Consider the following 17,661-nt stretch of genomic DNA (forward strand, 5'->3'; position numbering starts at 1 on the left):
GAGAATTCCTCCTTACTTTGCGAGCCCGACAAGCGAGCGCATGGCGATAGGTCGAGCCGCAACAAAAACACCCGCAACGGCGTCAACGTCAGCACTCTCCACCGCTTCGCTTCGAATGCGTGAATAGGCAACCGGGCGCAGATAGCCATCCACCCCCATGCCGCCCTGAAGCTGTCGCACAAGCACGAAGGTGTAGTGCGAGCGGACAGGCTTCGCGTCGTCGATGAGCGCGAAAAGGTCCTCCTGCATCTCCGAGTCGAGCGTGCCCTCGATGTTGCCGAGCGTCGCCTGAATCTCGAAAGTGTGAGGGGTGCCCTTCGGCTCCTGCTGCCACCACTCTTTGATGGTTGCTGCCGAACCGATCGACGCAACGGCATCCTTCACAGCCCGGAGCGTGCCCTTCTTTCGCTTCTCTCGCACGACGTTCTTGAGCACGCTGCGCTTCATCGAGACGGGCCACGAATCGCGCCAGACGCTCGCGTCCCATCCATAGGCAACGTGATCGAGCTGAGTGCTTGTGAGTTTGTCAATGCTGACGTAAATCGACGGAAGATCAACCGCCGACGTCATGTCAAGCAACTGTTTATCGAGCGCCTCCGCGCTGTGTCTTACGTTGTCGTCTTGAGCGATTGAGTCCGGAAGTAAGTCGCTCAGCCTTACATCCGAGAGCTCTTTACTCATCCTTGTAGCCCTCGTAAACGATCTTCACGCCAGTGCATTGCGCGACCTGGTCGCTTTCGAGCTTCTGGAAGTCAACTGGCTTCATCGTCGGGTTATCGATCCGCGAAGCTCCCGCCTGCATGACGTACTGAATGAGCCTTGCGGGGAGAATGTCGCGACCGATTTTCCCCTGCTGCCACACGCGATATTTTTCGACCGCCTTTTCGACATCAGCCTTGATCTGTTCAGCACGAGAACTGTCCTCTCGACTGATCCAGTAGTGAAGCTCGAGGTCGTAATTCACGGCCTTTGGTGCGAGCACCTTCACGAAGTCCGTCAACGGGCGGATCGTTTCATCGCTCAAGTACGCCGCGATTTGCTCCAACGTTTCCTGAGACGGCAATTCGCCGCCAGCAAGAAGCACATAGACATCGACCTCGCCAGGTGTCGGGGAAGTAACGGACACGTCAAGCACGGAGCTCGACACGCTCTTTGCGTGGTAGATGTACGCCTTCTCAGGCCCCGCAACCGAAAAGCTGTTCGGTGCGAGTCGAATGCGTTCTGCAAGGGACTCGTCGCTTTCAGCTTCCGATCCGCCAGTCGAAATGGTCGTGTTTTCAGCCTTTGCAACGAACGTCATCGGCTTGACGATGGTGTTGACCTGCCCGGCAAGGTAGTCGTTGCCGACCGTCCCTGCAACGGTGCAGGATGCCGTGACGCTCCCTTCGAGCTTACCTTTCTCAATATTGAGCTCATGGTCCGTCGCGAAAGTCACAACGCCGTTCGTCACCTCGGTTCCTGCGGGAATCGTGTAGACCGTCGCCAGAGCCTGCGAAAGCGTGAATTTGATCGTCGTGACGGCCTTGCTTTCGGCAAGACGCGTAACGCTCAAAAGCGTGCCTAGCGCATCGAGATATTCGCCCTGAGCCATCGATAAGAGGTTCTGCTGCGCCGCAAGATTCACAGCTGTGCGCTGTTGAATGATGACGGCAGCGAGGCTCAACAGGTAGAGGCGAACAGGGTCCCCTGCTGCAAGGGTACGACCACTTGCCTGCTCATAACCAGTAATGATCTCAGCCTTGATGGTCTCGGCGTCCGTCTCCAAAAATTCGACGTCTGGCAATCCCCATCTGGGTAGTACTTCTGCCATTTACTCATCTCCTCCAATCTGGACGACAACACGCGGCTTCAAAATACCGTCCATCGCGCTCGCCGTATCTTCGTCAAAGTCGACAGAAACGACCGTTGCCCTCGGCTCGTACTCTTCTATCGCATCGATCACTTCAGACCGCATCAACATCTTTGCGACTGGCAGGGGCTTATCTACGTGCGCCCACGTAAGGCCGAAGTCTCGGTCCAGAGGCACGGAGCCTTTGCGTGTGCTGAGGATCGTCCTCACGTTCTGCAGAATCTCACGCACCTCGTCGGGCGGCGCGAAGTCGACTTGACTGGACAGCGTTACTGTGTATTGCGCCATTTATGCCGCCTCCTTTAACGTGATGCTGACCTCTGCAGAGACGCAGATGCCCAGGTTGTTGTGATACTTGCGCTCTTCACCTATTGATTCGATGACGAACTTTCCGAGATAGTCAGGTCCGATGAGCAAACGCTCTGCCTGTTTCTTCTCGAGCATTTTCTTGAGCTGAATGAGCGCTGCCAAAGGCGGAGTCCCGAGCATCGAATTCAACTGAATGTTGAAGCTGACCTCTGTAAGCCCTGGGCCGATGTACTCAAGCACCGGCTTCTTTCCGATAATCTCGTGCGTCGCCCACCGAGTGCTACGCGAAACCGATAAGTCCTTGAACGTAAAGGTCACTGCGCTACTACATAAAAAAGGCAGCTTGCCGAAAAGACCAACTGCCGAAAATCCCAGGCCCATTATCTTCTCGCCTCCTTACAGCGGCGGACTCGTCGGAGAACCGTCGCCTTGTTCTTTATGAGTGTGGTTCATGAGGCTGATGCCGCCTGCGACAACATCGCTCGTCGCATCGATCTGACCTTCCAGATTCATGTTTCCGGATACCGTCACGGCCGCACCGCCGCCACCGCTAACAGCGAGGCCGCCCTTCCCGGTGATGAGTCCTGTCACATTCAAAACACCGGTTACATCGGTCTTCGGCGTGTCAAGCGTTACGCTCGACGACGCCTTGACCGTCGCAGTTGTGCAGTTGATCGTCACAGCGTTCGGCACCGTGATGGAGCCGTCCTGCCTATCGAAAACAATCTCTGTGCCTTCGATCGTCACAGTGAGCTTGTGCTCCTGACGGTCGTAGCAGACGCGCGTGTCGTCGCTAAAGACGACAGTTCGCCTGTCAAGCGACGCCTCTGGCGGTTTAATCTCCCCTGCATATAGCGAGCCGATGATGAAGCCGTCTTCCTGCCCCGGTCCCAAGAAGAGGCAGACAACGTCCTCACCCGGATGGACCATCTGATAATCCTGGTTCTCATAGGTATTACGTTGCAGAATCTGAAGGTCGTAAGACACTAGCGAGTCTTCGTCATCGAACACCACTCTGGCCGTGCATTTTTCAGGGTCAACGCTACTGACCTCCCCGATTTTGATCAGATCGGGAAGGGACTGTTGTTCAAACAGTGGCATGAGGCCACCTCCTTAATAGTTACTGTTCACGCGCCGGACAGAGATACTTGTCACATATCCGCTCGTTGAAACAGAGTGCGAGGCCGACTCAATGTAGAACCGACCATCAAAGCTGCCGAACCCTTTGAGCTCAACAACGACACCTGCCACAAGCGTTGTGTCCCCAACCAGCGAAAGACTTCCCGTTACGCTGCGAAGGTTGAGCTTCCGCAACGTGGCTTTCGCAATGCGTTTAGCTTCATTAAGGGATGACGCTCGCTTTTTGACTTGATACTCCTGCCCGTTCTCTTCAGCATCAGGGTCCGTGTACGTGTACGTCATTACAGCCGGGTTGACCTTCTTTTTCGGGTCAGCATTGATGTCGTAATCTCCGTCGGAAGCCACAGCGACCGCCTTTTTGTCAATGTCGCCGAAGTCTCCAGTGACATAGCTTCCTGAGCTTCCCTTTTTCTTCTCCTTCGGGTTGCGGTACGAAATCGTGCAGCTCTTGTACGTCTCAGACTGTTGCGACTCGAAGTCCCACGAAAGAATGTCCGAAACGCCCAGCGTTAGTGTTTTTACAGGCTTCTTCTTTTCATAGGAAGCCTGGTCAAAGATCACGATCTGCGAGTCCGTCACCTTGATCGAAAGCCCGGCGTCTTCACATAGTCGCGAGAGAAACTTCAGGTTGCTTTCGGCTTTCTGGTCTTGGCGGTCGTAGCTAGGGTCCTCCTTAGAATCAAAGAGGAGCTTGACTTTCGCGGCCGCCGCGATCTCCTGAGCAATGCCCTTGAGCGTCTTTTTCTCCCAGGCCTTCGTCACCATCTTGCGTCGGATCGGAGTGTTCATCGGGATCGACACAGCCCGCATCTCGAAGACACGAGGCGAGCCACTGGTTCGGAGCGAATCCACGAAGAACTTCCCGCAGAAAAGCTCGCGCCCCTTCTTCCCATCAACCGTCCCGGATGCGATGTAAGCTCGGACGACTTCACCGCCGTCCGGTTTCCATTTGCTTGCCCACTTTCCAGTCGGGTCCTTCAAAGTAATGCTTATTTCGTCCGCCTCATTCGTTTCCTTGTCGTCGTATGAAAAGGAAAGGAGATCAGGCAGGATGTCCTGCGTCACCGAAGTGCCGGCTTCGGTGAAGAGGAGCCTCAGATACGTCTGGATAGGTCCACTCATCGCGTTCCCTCCGGACGCTTCCAAGGCGGCAGGTTCTCTGCAAACTCCATCGAGTCAGTGTCAATGTCCGGCACATTGAGCACAACGCCTGCGCTGAAGAACACCGTCTTCCGGTGCTGTAGGTTCGCGCGAATCAACTTGTCCATCAACGCCTCGGAGCCATAGACTCGCTTGGCAATGATGTCCCAGGTATCCATCGCGCGGGTCTCATACGTTTTCACGTTCCCGCCTCCTTATGCAAAAGACAGACGCTGCTGATCCGACAGAAGACGGCGCAGGTCCTTTTCAAGCTGTCGTCGACCTTCATCAAGGCCGCGCTTCACGTCGGCGTAGGCATCACCAGAGCCGCCCGAAACGTTGATGACAGGAGCAAAGTTGACAGTGATACCGCCACCAATGCCGACCCCGGCACCGAGCATTGACGAGAGCTTCGAGAGCGGAATAACCGCCTCAGGCTCTCCGCCTTCGCCGATGTTTGCAAGCGTCGAACGCGTCGCAATCCCACCCTCTGCAAGCTGAGGGATTGTTGGAAGGTTGACGCCGAACTTCTGCCCTCCGAACTTAGGAACCCAGTCAGGGATGTCAACGGAAATTCCGTTAATCGCACCAATGGCTCCATTGACGAGAGCAATAACAGCGTTAATCGGTGCCTTCGCAATGCCGGCCAATGCGCCAAAAACGTTCGAGAAGATACCCTTCACGTTGTCCCACGCCGCCGACCACTGACCTGTGAAGACGTTCTTTACCAAACCAATGATGTTGTCAAAAATGCCTGCAACGTTTGCAAAGACATCAACAATGCCGCCAAGAAAAACTTTCGCGGCATTCACCATAATCGAGAAGGAGGTAGAGAAAACACTCCCCAAAAACTGAAGGCCGCTCCAGGCAGACTGAAACACACTCGAAATCCCATCAAACGCGTACTTCAGACCGGTCCAAAGCAACTGTCCTAGCGCGGCGATGTTTGGAAATTGTTCAGCAAAGATGGCCCATAGTTCGACCGCCTTCGCTTTGATCGAATCCCAGTTTTTGTAGATAGCGACGCCTGCAGCCACCAAAGCTGTCGCAGCAAGGATCGCCAGTCCGACAGGATTTAGGAACAATCCCTTCATCGCTGTACCAAACGCCCTGACACCAATTGTCAAAGCCTTCATCGGACCACCAGCCATCATGATTGCGGTTTTCATAAAGATGGCGGCCTTATGCACCTGCAAGAAACCCTTGTAAAGAGAAAGAACAGGACTCGCGATAAAAGTCAAACCCAACCTCAAAACGTGAAATCCTGCAGCGGCCCCGACAACAGCCCCTGCAACCTTCATCGCACTCAAAATGAGCTCTTGGTTCTGGTTAACCCACGTGATAACTGCCTTGCTGTTTGCAACAAAGCTTTCAGCAGACTTTCTAACAGCTGGCAAAAGCGCCGTCCCGATACCACCTGCCACCAGTTTGATGGCGTTCTGCATAATCTCAAGCGAGTTTGACGTCGTATCTGCTCTGGCCTGAAACTCCTTAAGCATCGACCCCGCATAGTTTGCAGGATCAGAAATGAGCTTAAAGTTGTCTCCTACAAAGTGCTGCTTATCAACAAGCGTCGCAACTGCCGCTTTAATACCCGCGTCATTTCCAAACAGCGCACCGATCATCGGAGACTGTTCCGCCTTCGGCAATTTCCCGAGTCGCGCCAAAACATCCTGAATGGCCTTTTGTGCGCTCTCCGGACTCTTCGTCATGGCCTTTGCCAGTTTTTCAGCATCGATATTGAGTTTGCTGAATGCTTCTCGTTGCCCCTTCGTAGCCCCAGAGCCAGATGTCAGCGTGTTGATGAAAGACTGCATCGAAGTTGCTGCCGTCTCTGAGGACACCGAAGCCGAACGAAACGCACCGGCAAGTGCAGCAATCTGCTTCCCTGACATTTTTGTAAGCCCCGCCAAGGCACCACCGGATCGTTGAAGCACCTCAACAACATCTTTTGACTTAGCCGACGTGGTATTGCCGATCTGATTGACGATGTCGAAAACCTCTTGGCTTTGATCAATCGTCATCCCCATCTTGCTCTGAATGTCGGCAAACGAAGAACCTACTTCATCGCCAGTCATATCGAAGGCAATTGCCATCTGGTTCTGAATTTCGATGAGCTTCAGAGCCTCTTCGCCTGTTTTTGCGATCCCGGACTGAAAGGCATTCGAGGCCATCGCCGTCATGTCTCCGGTGCTCTTCGCGTACTTCAAAGACAGATCCTGAATCCCTGCAAAAACCTCCTTGTATTCATCGGAGAATTTGCGAAGCTCGGCCTGTTGGTCTTCAAAGTTCATTGCTTGCTTTACCGGCGCGCCTGCCGTAGCCGCAACCGTAGCGCCAATTCCCATTAGAGCACCGGTACTCGACGCCTGGGCAGAGCTGACCTTATCCTGCAGCCCCTGCACTTTGGCAAGTCTCTCTTGAGCTTGTCGAGCACGATCTGCAGCCTTGGCAAGGTTGTTTTGCCGTTCAATGAGCGTTTGCATCTTCGTGCCGGTCGTCCCCATCTGAGAGTCCATTTCTCGAAGAGACGAACGGTTTCGGTCTAGCGCGGCCCGTGCCCTTTCCAAGGCGTTTTTTGCTTCGTTTGTTTGCACAGCGAAGCTCTTACTCTCACGAGAGGCTACTTTTAGCTCTGCTTCAAGCGCCTTCGCCTTCTCCGAAGCACGCGCAAATTTCTCAGCAAGCTCGCGCGTTGGCACGCCACACTTGGAAATCTGATTTGCATAAACAGTCACGCTACGTTTTGCCGACGCATATTGCCGTGAAAGGGCCTCGGTTCTGGCATTCAGTCGATCAGACTGAGCCTGCATCCCCTTAAATTTTTTGGTCGCATCGATTACGCTTCTGGCATTTGTACTGACCTGCTCGCGTAGTTTGATGAGACCTTCCATACTGGCAGCCCCCGCATTGAGCGCTTTCAACGATTGGTTGAATACACCGACCGTTTTTTCTGCGTTCTTGAAACTGCCCGTGAACTGGCTCGATAGCTTGCCGGCGATTCGGAATGCAATGTCATAGACCTTTGACATTCGTTACCCTCCTAATCAAGTAGGGGTGGACGAATCCACCCCTTACTTCTTTTTGCTGGCACGCTCTTCAGCTTCCAGCCTTTTAACAATCGCACGATTCCACGAGCTGAGTTCTGACAATGGCTCATGCATCCAGTCCAGTGCACTACCACGCATGACTCTTGCGATTGCCACCGACGCGTTTTTTATCTGATCGTCCGGGTCTGAATCTTCAAACCCTAACCCATCAAAAAATTCGAGACTTCCTGAGCAATTGCGCAGTAGTCTTTGGCCGGCAGATTTTCCATGAACTCCACAGGAAGCTTGGCGCTCTTAGCCGCGAGGTAAATGCAGAAGTCAGAATCCGAAGCCATCAGCGGCGAATAATTACCGGATTTCGCCCAAACGCGCTTCGCTGCAGACACGTCCTTCCCAGTCAGTTCATCAATATTGAGCTCGACTTCGGTGTACTTCGTACCTTCAAACTCGTACTCTTTCGTTAGGATGTACTTCATGTGATTTCTCCTTTAATTAGTGCTTGCCGGTCTGGCAATCTCAAGCAGACCGGCGTTTATCGTTACGACAACCCCAGATCCTTGCGAACGCTTGCGAGCTTGTCTTCGCCGTTGAAACGAGCGATGTAGTTGTACTTATCGATTTCGACGAGCGTCTTGCCGCCAACATCGACCTTGATGTACAGCACTTCAAACTCAGATTCGCTATCCGTCGAGGCCCCAACTTCGAACGAGCCAAGGCTGATCGACTTCGGCACCGCACGAAGAGAAACACGCACGGGAACCGTCGAATATTCTCCAAGTGCGGCGTCGTAAACCTGCTGAGACCCGCGAAGATCAAGCGCATGCGCCTTCTGCTCCGCAAGTCGTGTCAGATCTGCAGAAATCGTTCGCCAGGTGAAGGTCGTTGTCATCGAGCCGTAATGGCCCAAGATCGGACTTTCCACCTCACCGGCAATGCCCGCGCCGCTGACTGTGTCGCTCATCGCTTCGAGAGACGGCAATTCAACGTTTGCGACCCCCAGAAGGTCATTGCCTTCTGCATACACCCTGAAATTGATCAATCTTTCAGGGACTTTGTTGTTTCCTGCCATTCTTCATTCCTCCTTTACTCGAACAAGGCCGAGAGATAGTTCACGTCGTACTCAAGGACGAACTGAATCTCTCTATTCGGGGACGGCGGCGTGATGTACACATGGAAACGTGCAATGCCGTCCACCAGGTCCGTGTTCGGGTTTTCGCTCTCAAGGAACTCCACACGGCCGCCCAGGATGTACTGGCGAGCCGCGAGGCCATTCAACCAGACGTTTGCGCTATCAACAATCGTGTCGACCTGACGACGATTCAGAGGAGCGTCCACGCGCTGCCAGAAGGTCTGAACAAGCGTGTTGCCGACCCAGTTGAACATGCGTCGCACAGAGATGAAGGAATCCTTCACGTCCGTATTGCCCGGGTAGCAAGCCATGCGGTTACCCCAACACACCCAACCTCCGATGAAGTTGAGCGCCGTCACGACGCCCTGGCTATTCAGATAAGCACCGGTCTCAGGACCGAACCAGACTTCCTTGCCGTTCGCTAGGACCATGGAAGTCATCTGGAAGTTATTGTTCGACGGGCTGACATACGGAGTGCCGTCGTTGTCCCCGTCCACCTTGCCGATGAGTCCCATGAGCTGCGTGCTCATGTGATACGCCGTACCGGAAAGAGCAAGCATCGGCCAACACGTCACCTGCGCCTCATCGACGACGTTATTGTTGTTTTTCCATTCCGTCACCTTGGAATAGACATCAACCGTGTCGGTCGGCACATCGATAAGAGCAATCGCACGGAAGTGTTCGTTGATGTTGACAGCCTTGGCCGCCATCACAGCCGCCACTTCAGGATCGCTCGAATACTTCGGAGCGACGATCAGCCCCGGAACAAGGCGGAAGCGCGGGAAGCACTCTCCGACAAGTTCAAGGCCGCTCTTTGCACCGTCGACGGATACGCCGCCGATGATTTCATCGTTCGTCACAGCAGACGGATCGAGCTTTTCGGCCGCGAACGTCAAAGATGCGCCAACCGGAACCTTGAAGTTGTCCTCGTCCTTCTTCGACGTGATGACAAGATGACCCGCGTCATTGAAGGTCGCGACGAAATCCGTGCCTTCCTGATATGTCGTAACGTCCTGAGAGATTTTCAAGGTAGACAGGATGATGCCGGCCTCAGCAATCGTTGCAGAACCGGTCTTGGAATCAAGCGTCACTGTCGTTGCCGTCGCCGTCTTCTTGTGCCTCGTAGGATCAAGCACGTTTACGACGATGATCGGTGCGACGCCAAAGAGAGCGAATTGCGAATAAATCGCCTCACTCAACGTGAAATCGTACTTTTTCAGACCGCTTGCGCTGTCCTCTACCGGCGGCACGTAGCCAAAGGCAGCGACCGCCTCATCGTACGAATAGCAAAGCGTCGGGCGGTTGACGTTGGTCGGATCGGTCATATTGACCGGAGCCGTCCCGACGATGAAAGGAATGGCCGCCTCCACCTGCGCCGGCGGCAGGATAGAAGTCGGCACTTCGGAGATTTTTACCCCGTGGTTGTATGCCATTTGATGACCTCCTTCTTAGATGTCATGTTTCACTTGACGCGCATAGGTGTTGAGAATGTCTCCTCGCACCGTGATGCGCTTTCGCGCTGTCGCCAGTTCAGACACCGGGACAAAGAGACCGCGCAGGGCCTCACTCTTTTCGCGCATCGATACGATGTGCGGAGGAAACTCCCCTGCACGGAAAACCGCATTGCGCATCAGTGCACCACCGCCAAGAGTCGGGCCGATATAAACGACAGCCTTTCCCTCGGTGGCTTGCGCCTTTTTAGTTGTGGGTTTCTTCGTAGTCATCAGAAGTCCTCCTCTTGATTGATTGGCTGCGGCGTGCGGATGTCCCACGTCGTTTGCATGTCTAGCTGCCAGTACGGGTAGGGCTGCTCGGCGTAGGTGCTCCACTTGATCGGATGCTTCAGCCGATACCGATTAGCAAGAACCATCCCCGGCAAGGAGCACAGCGCAGTGCGAATGCGGGACATGACGTTCAGGCAATACTCGTGGCCGTCGTACTCTTCGGAGTAGGTCCCGACTATGATCGACACCTGCACTTCTGTGGAGTCCTGGTCGGTCGTACCCTCATCGGCCCGCACGAGAACGAACGGAAAATCGTCCTTCTGCCCTGACCGCTTCGGCGGTAGGTAGCCATTTATGATTTGAGGAGCACGAAGCTCCTCTTTCTCTTGTCCGCGTTCTGACTTCGTCGGCAAGGCGAAGTTCTTCACGGCTTCGGCACACAGCCCGCGAAGTGCGCGGGTCAGCTCGTTTTCGACCATACGAATCACCCCTTGTGTTTGGTGTATTTGTTGGTTTTCCCACCGCCGAGGAGATAGCCGGTTTCGTGATCCAGACGCTTGAGGAAGGTCTCCTGCATCGTCTTTTCGACGTTGTCTACGACCTCGTTATTCCCAGACAGCACCGGAATGGCTGGACCGTAGACCTCCTGCACAGGAAGCGAACTCGTATCCAAACGCTGAAGAATCTTTCCCCGGTAGACGAACGACTTACCCAAAGGCTTCAAGCCTCCCCGTGCCTTGACGGCGACGCGCACCGGCTTTCGTGCATTGCCGGTCGTGTCAGTTTTCGGACGAGTCTTGTAATTCACCAACGGGATGCGAGGCCCCTTACTCGTGACCAGCGCTTCAAGGTCTGAGCGCGTCGCCTTATGGATTGTGAAGTTACGGCGAACCGTTGAAGCCTTGATCGTGTACTCCTGCCGGATCGTCGAGACCGCAGCAGAGCGTCCGGCAGTGGCCGCACGATTCATCGAACGACTGACGGCTGCCTCGTATCCGTTCGGAACTTCCGAGAGCAACTTGGCCGCCTTCTCAAGAGCGTTCTTGTTCCGCCCCTGCCCGTCGGAAACGATTACCTCTAGCGGTTTACTCATTGCTCATTCCCCTCCGTCACGATGACAAGTACGCCGCCCTCATTGCTGACAGACTTGACAAGATGAAGCGCGCCGTCGATGTTGAGAAGCTCGCCCTCGACAGGCGTTTCAATCACTCCGACTTCGACGTAGATCGTCAGTTGGTTGACAAAAACTCCAAGGTATGAATCGTCGCCGTTCGCCTGCGTGATGATCTTGTCAAGAATGCACGGCACAACCTCATGGCCGATTTCGTGCTCCTCGGCAAACTCGTCGAGGTTGATGAAGACGTTCTGCACGTCAGCAGCAACGAAATCCTTAAAGGCACTCATCCCGCCACCTTCTTCGTCGTGCGACGCTTGACAGGTTGCTTGACTTCAACCTCTGGCTCATCTTCTGCTTCGGGAATCGGAGCAAAAGCAGCTTCCGGCGTCGGCAATGGAGCTTCTTCGACAGGGGCGTCCTCGACCTCATTCACGCCGACAAGCGCCAGATTTTCCTTGAGAAGCTGAAGGCCGACCGTCTCGTCAACCTCGATCTCCTCACCTGCCGTGTAGCGTTTGCCGGAAATGAGAAGGTTTTCTAAAAGAACAACTTTCATTTCTGTCCCTCCTACGAAAAAGGGCAGGTCGTATTGCCTGCCCTAATTCGGTTTTTGTCGCTCTTAAGCGAGAGCTTCGATGACGTGGAAGCCGTGAATCTGCTGAATGATCGGAAGCGGACGGCTCTTGATCTGCACGATGCGACCGGAAGGATTCGCACGCTGGACCCAAGAGTCCGGCACACGAGCGCCTTCGTAGAACTTGATCGCTTCGTCACCAGTCAGCGCAACAAGACCGTAAGCGAGCATCGTCTTGGCGTTCGGGCTTGCAAGCATGCAGAGTTTTTCGGGAACCATCGGCTGTTCCTTTCCGGCGTCATCCGTGTACCACTCGTCATAAGAGTAGACGTCAAGACCGGAGTCCTTGAGATAGCCCCAGTACGTCACACCATTCGGCAAGTGCTGCGGATCAATCGCGCCCATGTCAACACGACGCATATCGAGCTGCTTGGCAGTCGTGAGCTTATCGAGGATCGTATCAAGCACCTTCGAGCCGCAGATAAGCTCGTGCGGCGTAAAGCCGCCGGACTGAATCATCGTGCGACGAAGCGTACGAAGATCGCCCATGATCTGAGCGGCGTCAGCAGAGTCCCACTTCGTGCCCAAAGTAGTCTTCGGCTGCTCCTTCGTCTCCAGGTGAGCCCAGTAGTTCAGAACTTCATCGTAGCCTTCGCCCTTGACCGTCACCTTGCCCTGGAAAAGAGCCTCGGCGCACATGACCTCTTCACGACGCGTGATGATGTCGTCGAGGTCGGACAGGTCCTTGCCAAGAATTTCTGCGGCGCGCTGCGTCGGGCTCTTGGCGGAGTAGATCGTTTCACCAGGCAGACGCTTCAGCATGTCTTCTGCAGTCGTCACGCGCATCGGAGAAACTTCCGGCGCTTCGTAGCTTTCAGTGCGGAAGCCTTCACGCGTCAGGACGACACCGCCCACCTTCGGGTTGACGAACGGCGCAATCTTGCGACCACCGCGACCGATGATGTCGAAGTCGATCTTCTGCGTGTTGAACGTAGGGCGATTCGTAAAGTAACGATCGCGCAGCCACGTGGAATTGCTCTTCTGGCCTTCCTCGACCATCGCGAGCATAGTGCGAGTAGTAAACATATCCATTGTTGTCCCTCCTGATTAGATGCTCTTCTTGAAGAAGATGCCGACCTTTCGAGCAGACGGCTTGAAGTCCGCAATCGCGGCACTGTTTTCCGTCTTAAAACTCAGAGCGTCTTCGTTGAACTCGCCCGTGAGATAGACGGGAGCGCTCTTGTCAGCGGAAGCCGTGTCCACATCCTCCGCGAGCACGGCATAGACCTCAGAAATGGTCGTCTTGCCTGAGTCAACAGTGCAAAGATTGCCGTCCTTGTCCAGGAGCGCCCCACGCTTGAGAACACCCTGGCTCTTCTTGATCGTCATGCTGTCGTTAACAACCGGCATGATCTGCGACGCGGCAAACAGGTTGTCCATCGTCGTTTCAAACTTTTCCTGCATAGACATTGATGTGTCCCTCCTTTACTTACGCGCAAAAGCGCGTGCACCGGCTTCAATGACAGCCTTCATTTCGGCGTCCTGCTTTGCCTTTTCTTCGGCCTTCGGATTGAGTCCCTCGTTGCCTTCGGGTTCGATGCCTTCAAGTGCCTTCGCATCTTTCATGCGAGCCGTTAGCATTTGTGCGCCGCGAGCCTTGTCCGCCTTCAGAATCTGCACAGCAAGCGCCTCGGCGGTCGTCTTGCCGTCAAACTTCGCAGCGTTCACAAGGTCTTCATGACCCACGATAGCGATGTCTTCAATCGCCTGAATGCGAGCGCGTTCCTGTTCGGCGCCTTCGGAAATAGCTTCGTTGCGGATCGCCTGCACCAAGTCAGGGTGTTCCGCCTTCAACGTTTCTAGATTCATCTTGTGAACCTCCTTTTGAACTGCGGACGCCTGAGGCTGTTCCGCGTGAATGAAACCCTTCGGCGCATTCGCAAAGAAACGCGAATCTACCTGCAGGCCGTTTAACATGACGAAGCTGCCAGAAGCCGTGTTCTTGACTTCCGTCGTTTCATCAATCTCGTCAGCCAGACCAAACTCCACAGCCTCTTCTGCAGTGAAGAACGTCTCGGCGTTGACCTTTTCCTTGATCTCGTCAACCGTGCGACCGGTCTTTTCGACATAGATGTTGATGAGATTTTCCTCAAGCTTCTCCATGTCGTCAGCCGCCTTCCTCATGTCGTCCGTCGTACCGATGGCAACCGAGCTGACCTTGTGGATCATCATCATTGAGCCCCTCGGCATGATGACTTTCGCGCCAGGCACGCTCGTGATGATCGTCGCGGCACTCATAGCAGCGCCGTCAATTCGGAAGGTGATCTGTCCCTTATGCGCCTTGAGAAGCGAATAAATGGACAAGCCCGTATAAACGGCCCCGCCGAACGAATTGATCGAAATATCAAGATGGCTATCGGACGGGATTTTTCGGAAGTCCGCGAGGAATTCAGACTCGTTGAAGCCCTTCCCCCACGGATCGTCCTTCGACCCACCGACATAGCCGAAGAGATCGAGCTGCGCCCGTTTCCCCTCGGCCCTGACGTTCCAAAACTTATTCATCTGTTTCCTCCTTCTCCGGTTCCGTCGCCGGTTGCGCCGGAGCTGTCGCACTCAGACCGTCTTCCCTGCGCATTGCCTCCTCGCGCTTTCGCACCGCGTGGACTTGGTCGTACTTCATGCCAGTTAGCTCAGCTGCCTCACGTTCGCGAGTGCTGAAGCCTTCATCGACACGGACCTTCGCGGCATTGGCTTCCTTCAGCGGATCGAGCTGTCCCTGCGCGTCGCCGTACCAGTCCGCACCGCACCAAGCAGCACGGATCGCCGGGTCGTCAAAGAAGCCTGGCGCTTGCACACGCCCCTTCAAAACGGCCTCGGTCAACCACTCTTCGTAAATCGGCTGACAAAAGTTCCCCACAAGCCATTCGCGGCGCATACGGAACATCTTCCAAGCCTCGAGAAGCGAAGCACGCGAAGCCGAATAAGACGCTGTGAAGTTCTTCACGAGAAGTTCGTAAGGAATCTCGAGCGCCGCACCGATCTGACGACAGATAGCGATAACGAACGGATCAAAGTTCGGATTCGGACGACTCGGGTCCGCAATCTGCACCTCTTCGCCTTCATCAAGAGCAACGATCGAGCCGTTCCCCATCTCATATGCGTTCGGGTCCTTGTCGACTTGCATCGCGGGATTGAAAGCCTGCCCGAGTGGAGAATCGGGAGTGTTGCTCTTGACGAAGACCGTGAACATGCCGGACACGACCGCCGCCATCAGCTCTGCCTCTGAATATCGGGAAAGTTGCTTCAAGGCCTCGATGACAGGAGCAAGCATCGGCACGCCTCGGCGTTGTGCCGGACGTTCAACGTCTGACATGATGTGCAGGACGTTGCGTCGCCCGGTCGTCGTACCGAAAGCAAGCACGCGCTTCCATTCCTGTCGCAGGTTCTGGCCGATGCGAGGGATCGCGCCCGGATGATGCTTCGCAACCCAGTAGGCAACGGTCTCCCCGTAAGTTCCGACTTCGATACCGCCGAGGACATTTGCTGTCGTCGGCGGATTCAGCGGATCGCACACGCGGTCGGCTTCGATGAGGCCAATTCTCAGGTCGTAGGCGCAGCCCTTGCGCGGGATGATCGGCATCGTCACAAAGACGTCACCACTCATCAGCGCAGATAGGAGCACCAAGGACTGCAGCTGAAAGAACGTCTGTCGCCTTTCAGCGTCGCAGTTCACGCTTTCAGACCACAGCCGCCATTCTCGTTCGGTGTTTTCTTCCCACTCCTTCGCTTGCTCCTCCGTGAGGCCGAGGAACTTGGCGTCGATCTGGGCGTTCAAAGCAAGCCCGGACCCAACGACGTTCGTTCGAACGGTCTTGAGTGCGCCGGTTGCAAGAGGTGCCCCCATGTAGAGGTCGCGCGATCGATTTCGAAGCGTCTCAAGGTTGTCGACGATGTCCGCGTCTGCGTCGCTCCCGCCAGATAGCCATCCAATAAGTGACTTCTTGGCGTATGAGCCACCGTGCCGCGAATAACCCGAATTCAGAATTTCAAGCTTTCGACGGGCTTCAAAACGCTTCAACGCACGCTCAGGACTAATTACCCTGATCGCTTTGTCAAGCAAATTCATTTGCAAGCCTCCTTACAGGTCGCGAGGGACGGCACGCATCACGCGTGCCCCCTTACGTCCGGTTTCGAGCTTGTCAATCTCGTTTCGCCAGTATTTGATGCGAGCCGCAATGTCCGAAAGCGAGGCTCTCGTCAGACTGCGGGTGCCGATCTTGTACGACTGGCCAGAGGCAACCGCGCGTTCGGCATCGAGCCACATCTTAAGATTCGCGCGGGCCTCGTCTATGGTGATCCAAGACATTCCGATGCCTCCTTGTTTGTGATTACTTGCAGTTGTTGAAAGTCACGCCGTCTTCACGAACCGCGTCCTCTCCCGTCAAGTCCTGCCATCGCTTGATGATGACGTCGCAGTAACGTGGATCGAGCTCCATCGCCCGAGCCTTACGACCTGTGTTCTCGCAAGCAATGACGGTCGTGCCAGAGCCGGCAAAGCTGTCGAGAACGACGTCGCCCTTCTTTGTGGAATTGCCGATCTGATACTCAAACAAATCAACCGGCTTCATCGTCGGGTGATCCCCGTTCCTCAACGGCTTATCGAAGTCGAGAACCGTCGTTTGTTTACGGTCCGAGTACCAGGCATGCCCCGCGCCTTCCTTCCAGCCGTACAAGCACGGCTCGTGCTTCCACTGGTAGTCAGAACGACCAAGAACAAGAGAGTTTTTGTTCCACACAAGGCACTGGCGCACCTTCCAAGCGTTGTCGCGGCACGCGCCTCGGAAGTTGTATCCCTCGTTGTCCGCATGCCAGATGTAAAAAGATGCCCCGGGCTTCATGGCGAAGTCCGCAGTAGAGAAAGCGTCAAGCAAGAACTTTCTGAAGTCCTCGTCCGACATGTTGTCGTTCTCAATCGTCAGGGCGTCTTTCGTTTTGCCTTCGTATGCGACGTTGTAAGGCGGGTCGGTCAGATACAGATCGACGCTGCCTTCTTCGCACAAGCGAACAAGCTCATCTATGCGCGTTGAGTCTCCGCATAAAAGCTGATGGTCGCCCAAGAGCCAAAGTTCGCCGGGCTTGACAACAGGGTCTTCAGACGGTTCCGCGATTTCCTCAGCGTCCTGCCCATGGCTTTCGTCGTCATCAATCGAGCCGGTTCCATCAAGCAGAAGGTCGAGCTCCTCGTCAGAGAAGCCCATAACGTCGAGATTGAAGTCAAGTTCCTGAAGTTCGCCGAGCTCGATGCGAAGAAGCTCTTCGTCCCACCCGGCGTTGAGTGCCAACTGGTTGTCGGCAATGCGCAGCGCTTTCTTCTGCGCATCGGTGAGCCCATTCAGGCGAATCGCCGGCACTTCCTTCATGCCGATCGACTTCGCGGCCAATGTTCGACCGTGGCCTGCAATGAGCTCATTGTGTTCATCAATCAAGACTGGGTTTGTAAAACCGAATTCCTTGATCGATTCTGCGACTTGCTTTATTTGCTCGTCGCTGTGCGTTCGGGCGTTTCGCTCGTACGCTTTCAGATCGTCAACGTTGATGTATTCGATCTGCGTTTTCTGTTGTGCCACTA

At 54.8% G+C, this 17,661-nt stretch carries 22 protein-coding genes; all 22 read right to left on the bottom strand.

Annotated elements, in window-relative coordinates; translation table 11 throughout:
- Positions 1 to 12 precede the first annotated feature (12 nt).
- The 22 genes from HMPREF9465_RS01025 to HMPREF9465_RS01130 all read right to left on the bottom strand — a co-directional run bounded on the left by HMPREF9465_RS01025 (position 13) and on the right by HMPREF9465_RS01130 (position 17,659).
- Positions 13 to 681, bottom strand: coding sequence for a phage tail protein I (locus tag HMPREF9465_RS01025; protein ID WP_005433266.1), 669 nt, complete (start codon positions 679 to 681; stop codon positions 13 to 15).
- Positions 674 to 1,810 (bottom strand): baseplate assembly protein, encoded by a 1,137-nt coding sequence (locus tag HMPREF9465_RS01030; protein ID WP_005433267.1) that lies wholly within the window; start codon positions 1,808 to 1,810, stop codon positions 674 to 676. Before HMPREF9465_RS01030 ends, HMPREF9465_RS01025 begins: the two co-directional genes overlap by 8 nt.
- The gene (locus HMPREF9465_RS01035) at positions 1,811 to 2,137 is read right to left on the bottom strand and encodes a GPW/gp25 family protein (RefSeq protein WP_005433268.1); all 327 of its coding nucleotides are present in this window, start codon (positions 2,135 to 2,137) and stop codon (positions 1,811 to 1,813) included.
- Positions 2,138 to 2,539 (bottom strand): phage tail protein, encoded by a 402-nt coding sequence (locus HMPREF9465_RS01040; RefSeq protein WP_005433269.1) that lies wholly within the window; start codon positions 2,537 to 2,539, stop codon positions 2,138 to 2,140.
- Between the two features lie 15 nt (positions 2,540 to 2,554).
- Entirely contained in the window at positions 2,555 to 3,259 is a 705-nt protein-coding gene (locus tag HMPREF9465_RS12110) for a phage baseplate assembly protein V (RefSeq protein ID WP_005433270.1), read from the bottom strand.
- A 12-nt stretch (positions 3,260 to 3,271) separates the two neighbouring features.
- Positions 3,272 to 4,420 (bottom strand): phage late control D family protein, encoded by a 1,149-nt coding sequence (locus HMPREF9465_RS12115; protein ID WP_005433271.1) that lies wholly within the window; start codon positions 4,418 to 4,420, stop codon positions 3,272 to 3,274.
- Positions 4,417 to 4,641, bottom strand: coding sequence for a tail protein X (locus HMPREF9465_RS01055; protein WP_005433272.1), 225 nt, complete (start codon positions 4,639 to 4,641; stop codon positions 4,417 to 4,419). Before HMPREF9465_RS01055 ends, HMPREF9465_RS12115 begins: the two co-directional genes overlap by 4 nt.
- Positions 4,642 to 4,653: 12 nt before the next feature.
- On the bottom strand, positions 4,654 to 7,470 hold the full coding sequence (locus HMPREF9465_RS01060) for a phage tail tape measure protein (RefSeq protein ID WP_005433273.1): 2,817 nt from the start codon (positions 7,468 to 7,470) through the stop codon (positions 4,654 to 4,656).
- 218 nt (positions 7,471 to 7,688) lie between these two features.
- On the bottom strand, positions 7,689 to 7,964 hold the full coding sequence (locus HMPREF9465_RS01065) for a phage tail assembly protein (protein ID WP_005433274.1): 276 nt from the start codon (positions 7,962 to 7,964) through the stop codon (positions 7,689 to 7,691).
- 62 nt (positions 7,965 to 8,026) lie between these two features.
- Positions 8,027 to 8,557, bottom strand: coding sequence for a phage major tail tube protein (locus tag HMPREF9465_RS01070; RefSeq protein ID WP_005433275.1), 531 nt, complete (start codon positions 8,555 to 8,557; stop codon positions 8,027 to 8,029).
- A 14-nt stretch (positions 8,558 to 8,571) separates the two neighbouring features.
- Positions 8,572 to 10,050 carry a phage tail sheath family protein gene (locus tag HMPREF9465_RS01075; RefSeq protein ID WP_005433276.1) on the bottom strand — a complete coding sequence of 493 codons (1,479 nt, stop codon included), beginning with the start codon at positions 10,048 to 10,050 and terminating at the stop codon, positions 8,572 to 8,574.
- Between the two features lie 15 nt (positions 10,051 to 10,065).
- A complete protein-coding gene (locus tag HMPREF9465_RS01080) occupies positions 10,066 to 10,341 on the bottom strand; it encodes a hypothetical protein (protein ID WP_005433277.1) in 276 nt (91 codons plus the stop codon).
- Positions 10,341 to 10,820 (bottom strand): hypothetical protein, encoded by a 480-nt coding sequence (locus tag HMPREF9465_RS01085; protein WP_005433278.1) that lies wholly within the window; start codon positions 10,818 to 10,820, stop codon positions 10,341 to 10,343. The genes HMPREF9465_RS01080 and HMPREF9465_RS01085 overlap by 1 nt, the downstream gene beginning before the upstream one ends.
- A 5-nt stretch (positions 10,821 to 10,825) precedes the next feature.
- Positions 10,826 to 11,434 (bottom strand): phage tail protein, encoded by a 609-nt coding sequence (locus HMPREF9465_RS01090; RefSeq protein WP_005433280.1) that lies wholly within the window; start codon positions 11,432 to 11,434, stop codon positions 10,826 to 10,828.
- A complete protein-coding gene (locus HMPREF9465_RS01095) occupies positions 11,431 to 11,745 on the bottom strand; it encodes a hypothetical protein (protein ID WP_005433281.1) in 315 nt (104 codons plus the stop codon). The genes HMPREF9465_RS01090 and HMPREF9465_RS01095 overlap by 4 nt, the downstream gene beginning before the upstream one ends.
- On the bottom strand, positions 11,742 to 12,014 hold the full coding sequence (locus HMPREF9465_RS01100; protein ID WP_005433283.1) for a hypothetical protein: 273 nt from the start codon (positions 12,012 to 12,014) through the stop codon (positions 11,742 to 11,744). Before HMPREF9465_RS01100 ends, HMPREF9465_RS01095 begins: the two co-directional genes overlap by 4 nt.
- A gap of 63 nt (positions 12,015 to 12,077) precedes the next feature.
- Positions 12,078 to 13,124, bottom strand: a complete 1,047-nt coding sequence (locus tag HMPREF9465_RS01105) for a major capsid protein (protein ID WP_005433286.1) — start codon at positions 13,122 to 13,124, stop codon at positions 12,078 to 12,080.
- Between the two features lie 15 nt (positions 13,125 to 13,139).
- Positions 13,140 to 13,502, bottom strand: a complete 363-nt coding sequence (locus HMPREF9465_RS01110) for a head decoration protein (RefSeq protein WP_005433288.1) — start codon at positions 13,500 to 13,502, stop codon at positions 13,140 to 13,142.
- Between the two features lie 15 nt (positions 13,503 to 13,517).
- Positions 13,518 to 14,645: a head maturation protease, ClpP-related gene (locus HMPREF9465_RS01115; RefSeq protein ID WP_147645197.1), complete on the bottom strand. Its 1,128-nt coding sequence runs from the start codon at positions 14,643 to 14,645 to the stop codon at positions 13,518 to 13,520.
- Positions 14,587 to 16,158 (bottom strand): phage portal protein, encoded by a 1,572-nt coding sequence (locus HMPREF9465_RS01120; RefSeq protein ID WP_005433290.1) that lies wholly within the window; start codon positions 16,156 to 16,158, stop codon positions 14,587 to 14,589. The genes HMPREF9465_RS01115 and HMPREF9465_RS01120 overlap by 59 nt, the downstream gene beginning before the upstream one ends.
- Before the next feature lie 12 nt (positions 16,159 to 16,170).
- On the bottom strand, positions 16,171 to 16,398 hold the full coding sequence (locus tag HMPREF9465_RS01125; protein ID WP_005433291.1) for a DUF6148 family protein: 228 nt from the start codon (positions 16,396 to 16,398) through the stop codon (positions 16,171 to 16,173).
- A 22-nt stretch (positions 16,399 to 16,420) separates the two neighbouring features.
- The gene (locus HMPREF9465_RS01130; RefSeq protein WP_005433292.1) at positions 16,421 to 17,659 is read right to left on the bottom strand and encodes a site-specific DNA-methyltransferase; all 1,239 of its coding nucleotides are present in this window, start codon (positions 17,657 to 17,659) and stop codon (positions 16,421 to 16,423) included.
- Between the last annotated feature and the right edge of the window lie 2 nt (positions 17,660 to 17,661).

Source organism: Sutterella wadsworthensis 2_1_59BFAA, assembly GCF_000297775.1.
GTDB lineage: Bacteria > Pseudomonadota > Gammaproteobacteria > Burkholderiales > Burkholderiaceae_F > Sutterella > Sutterella wadsworthensis_A.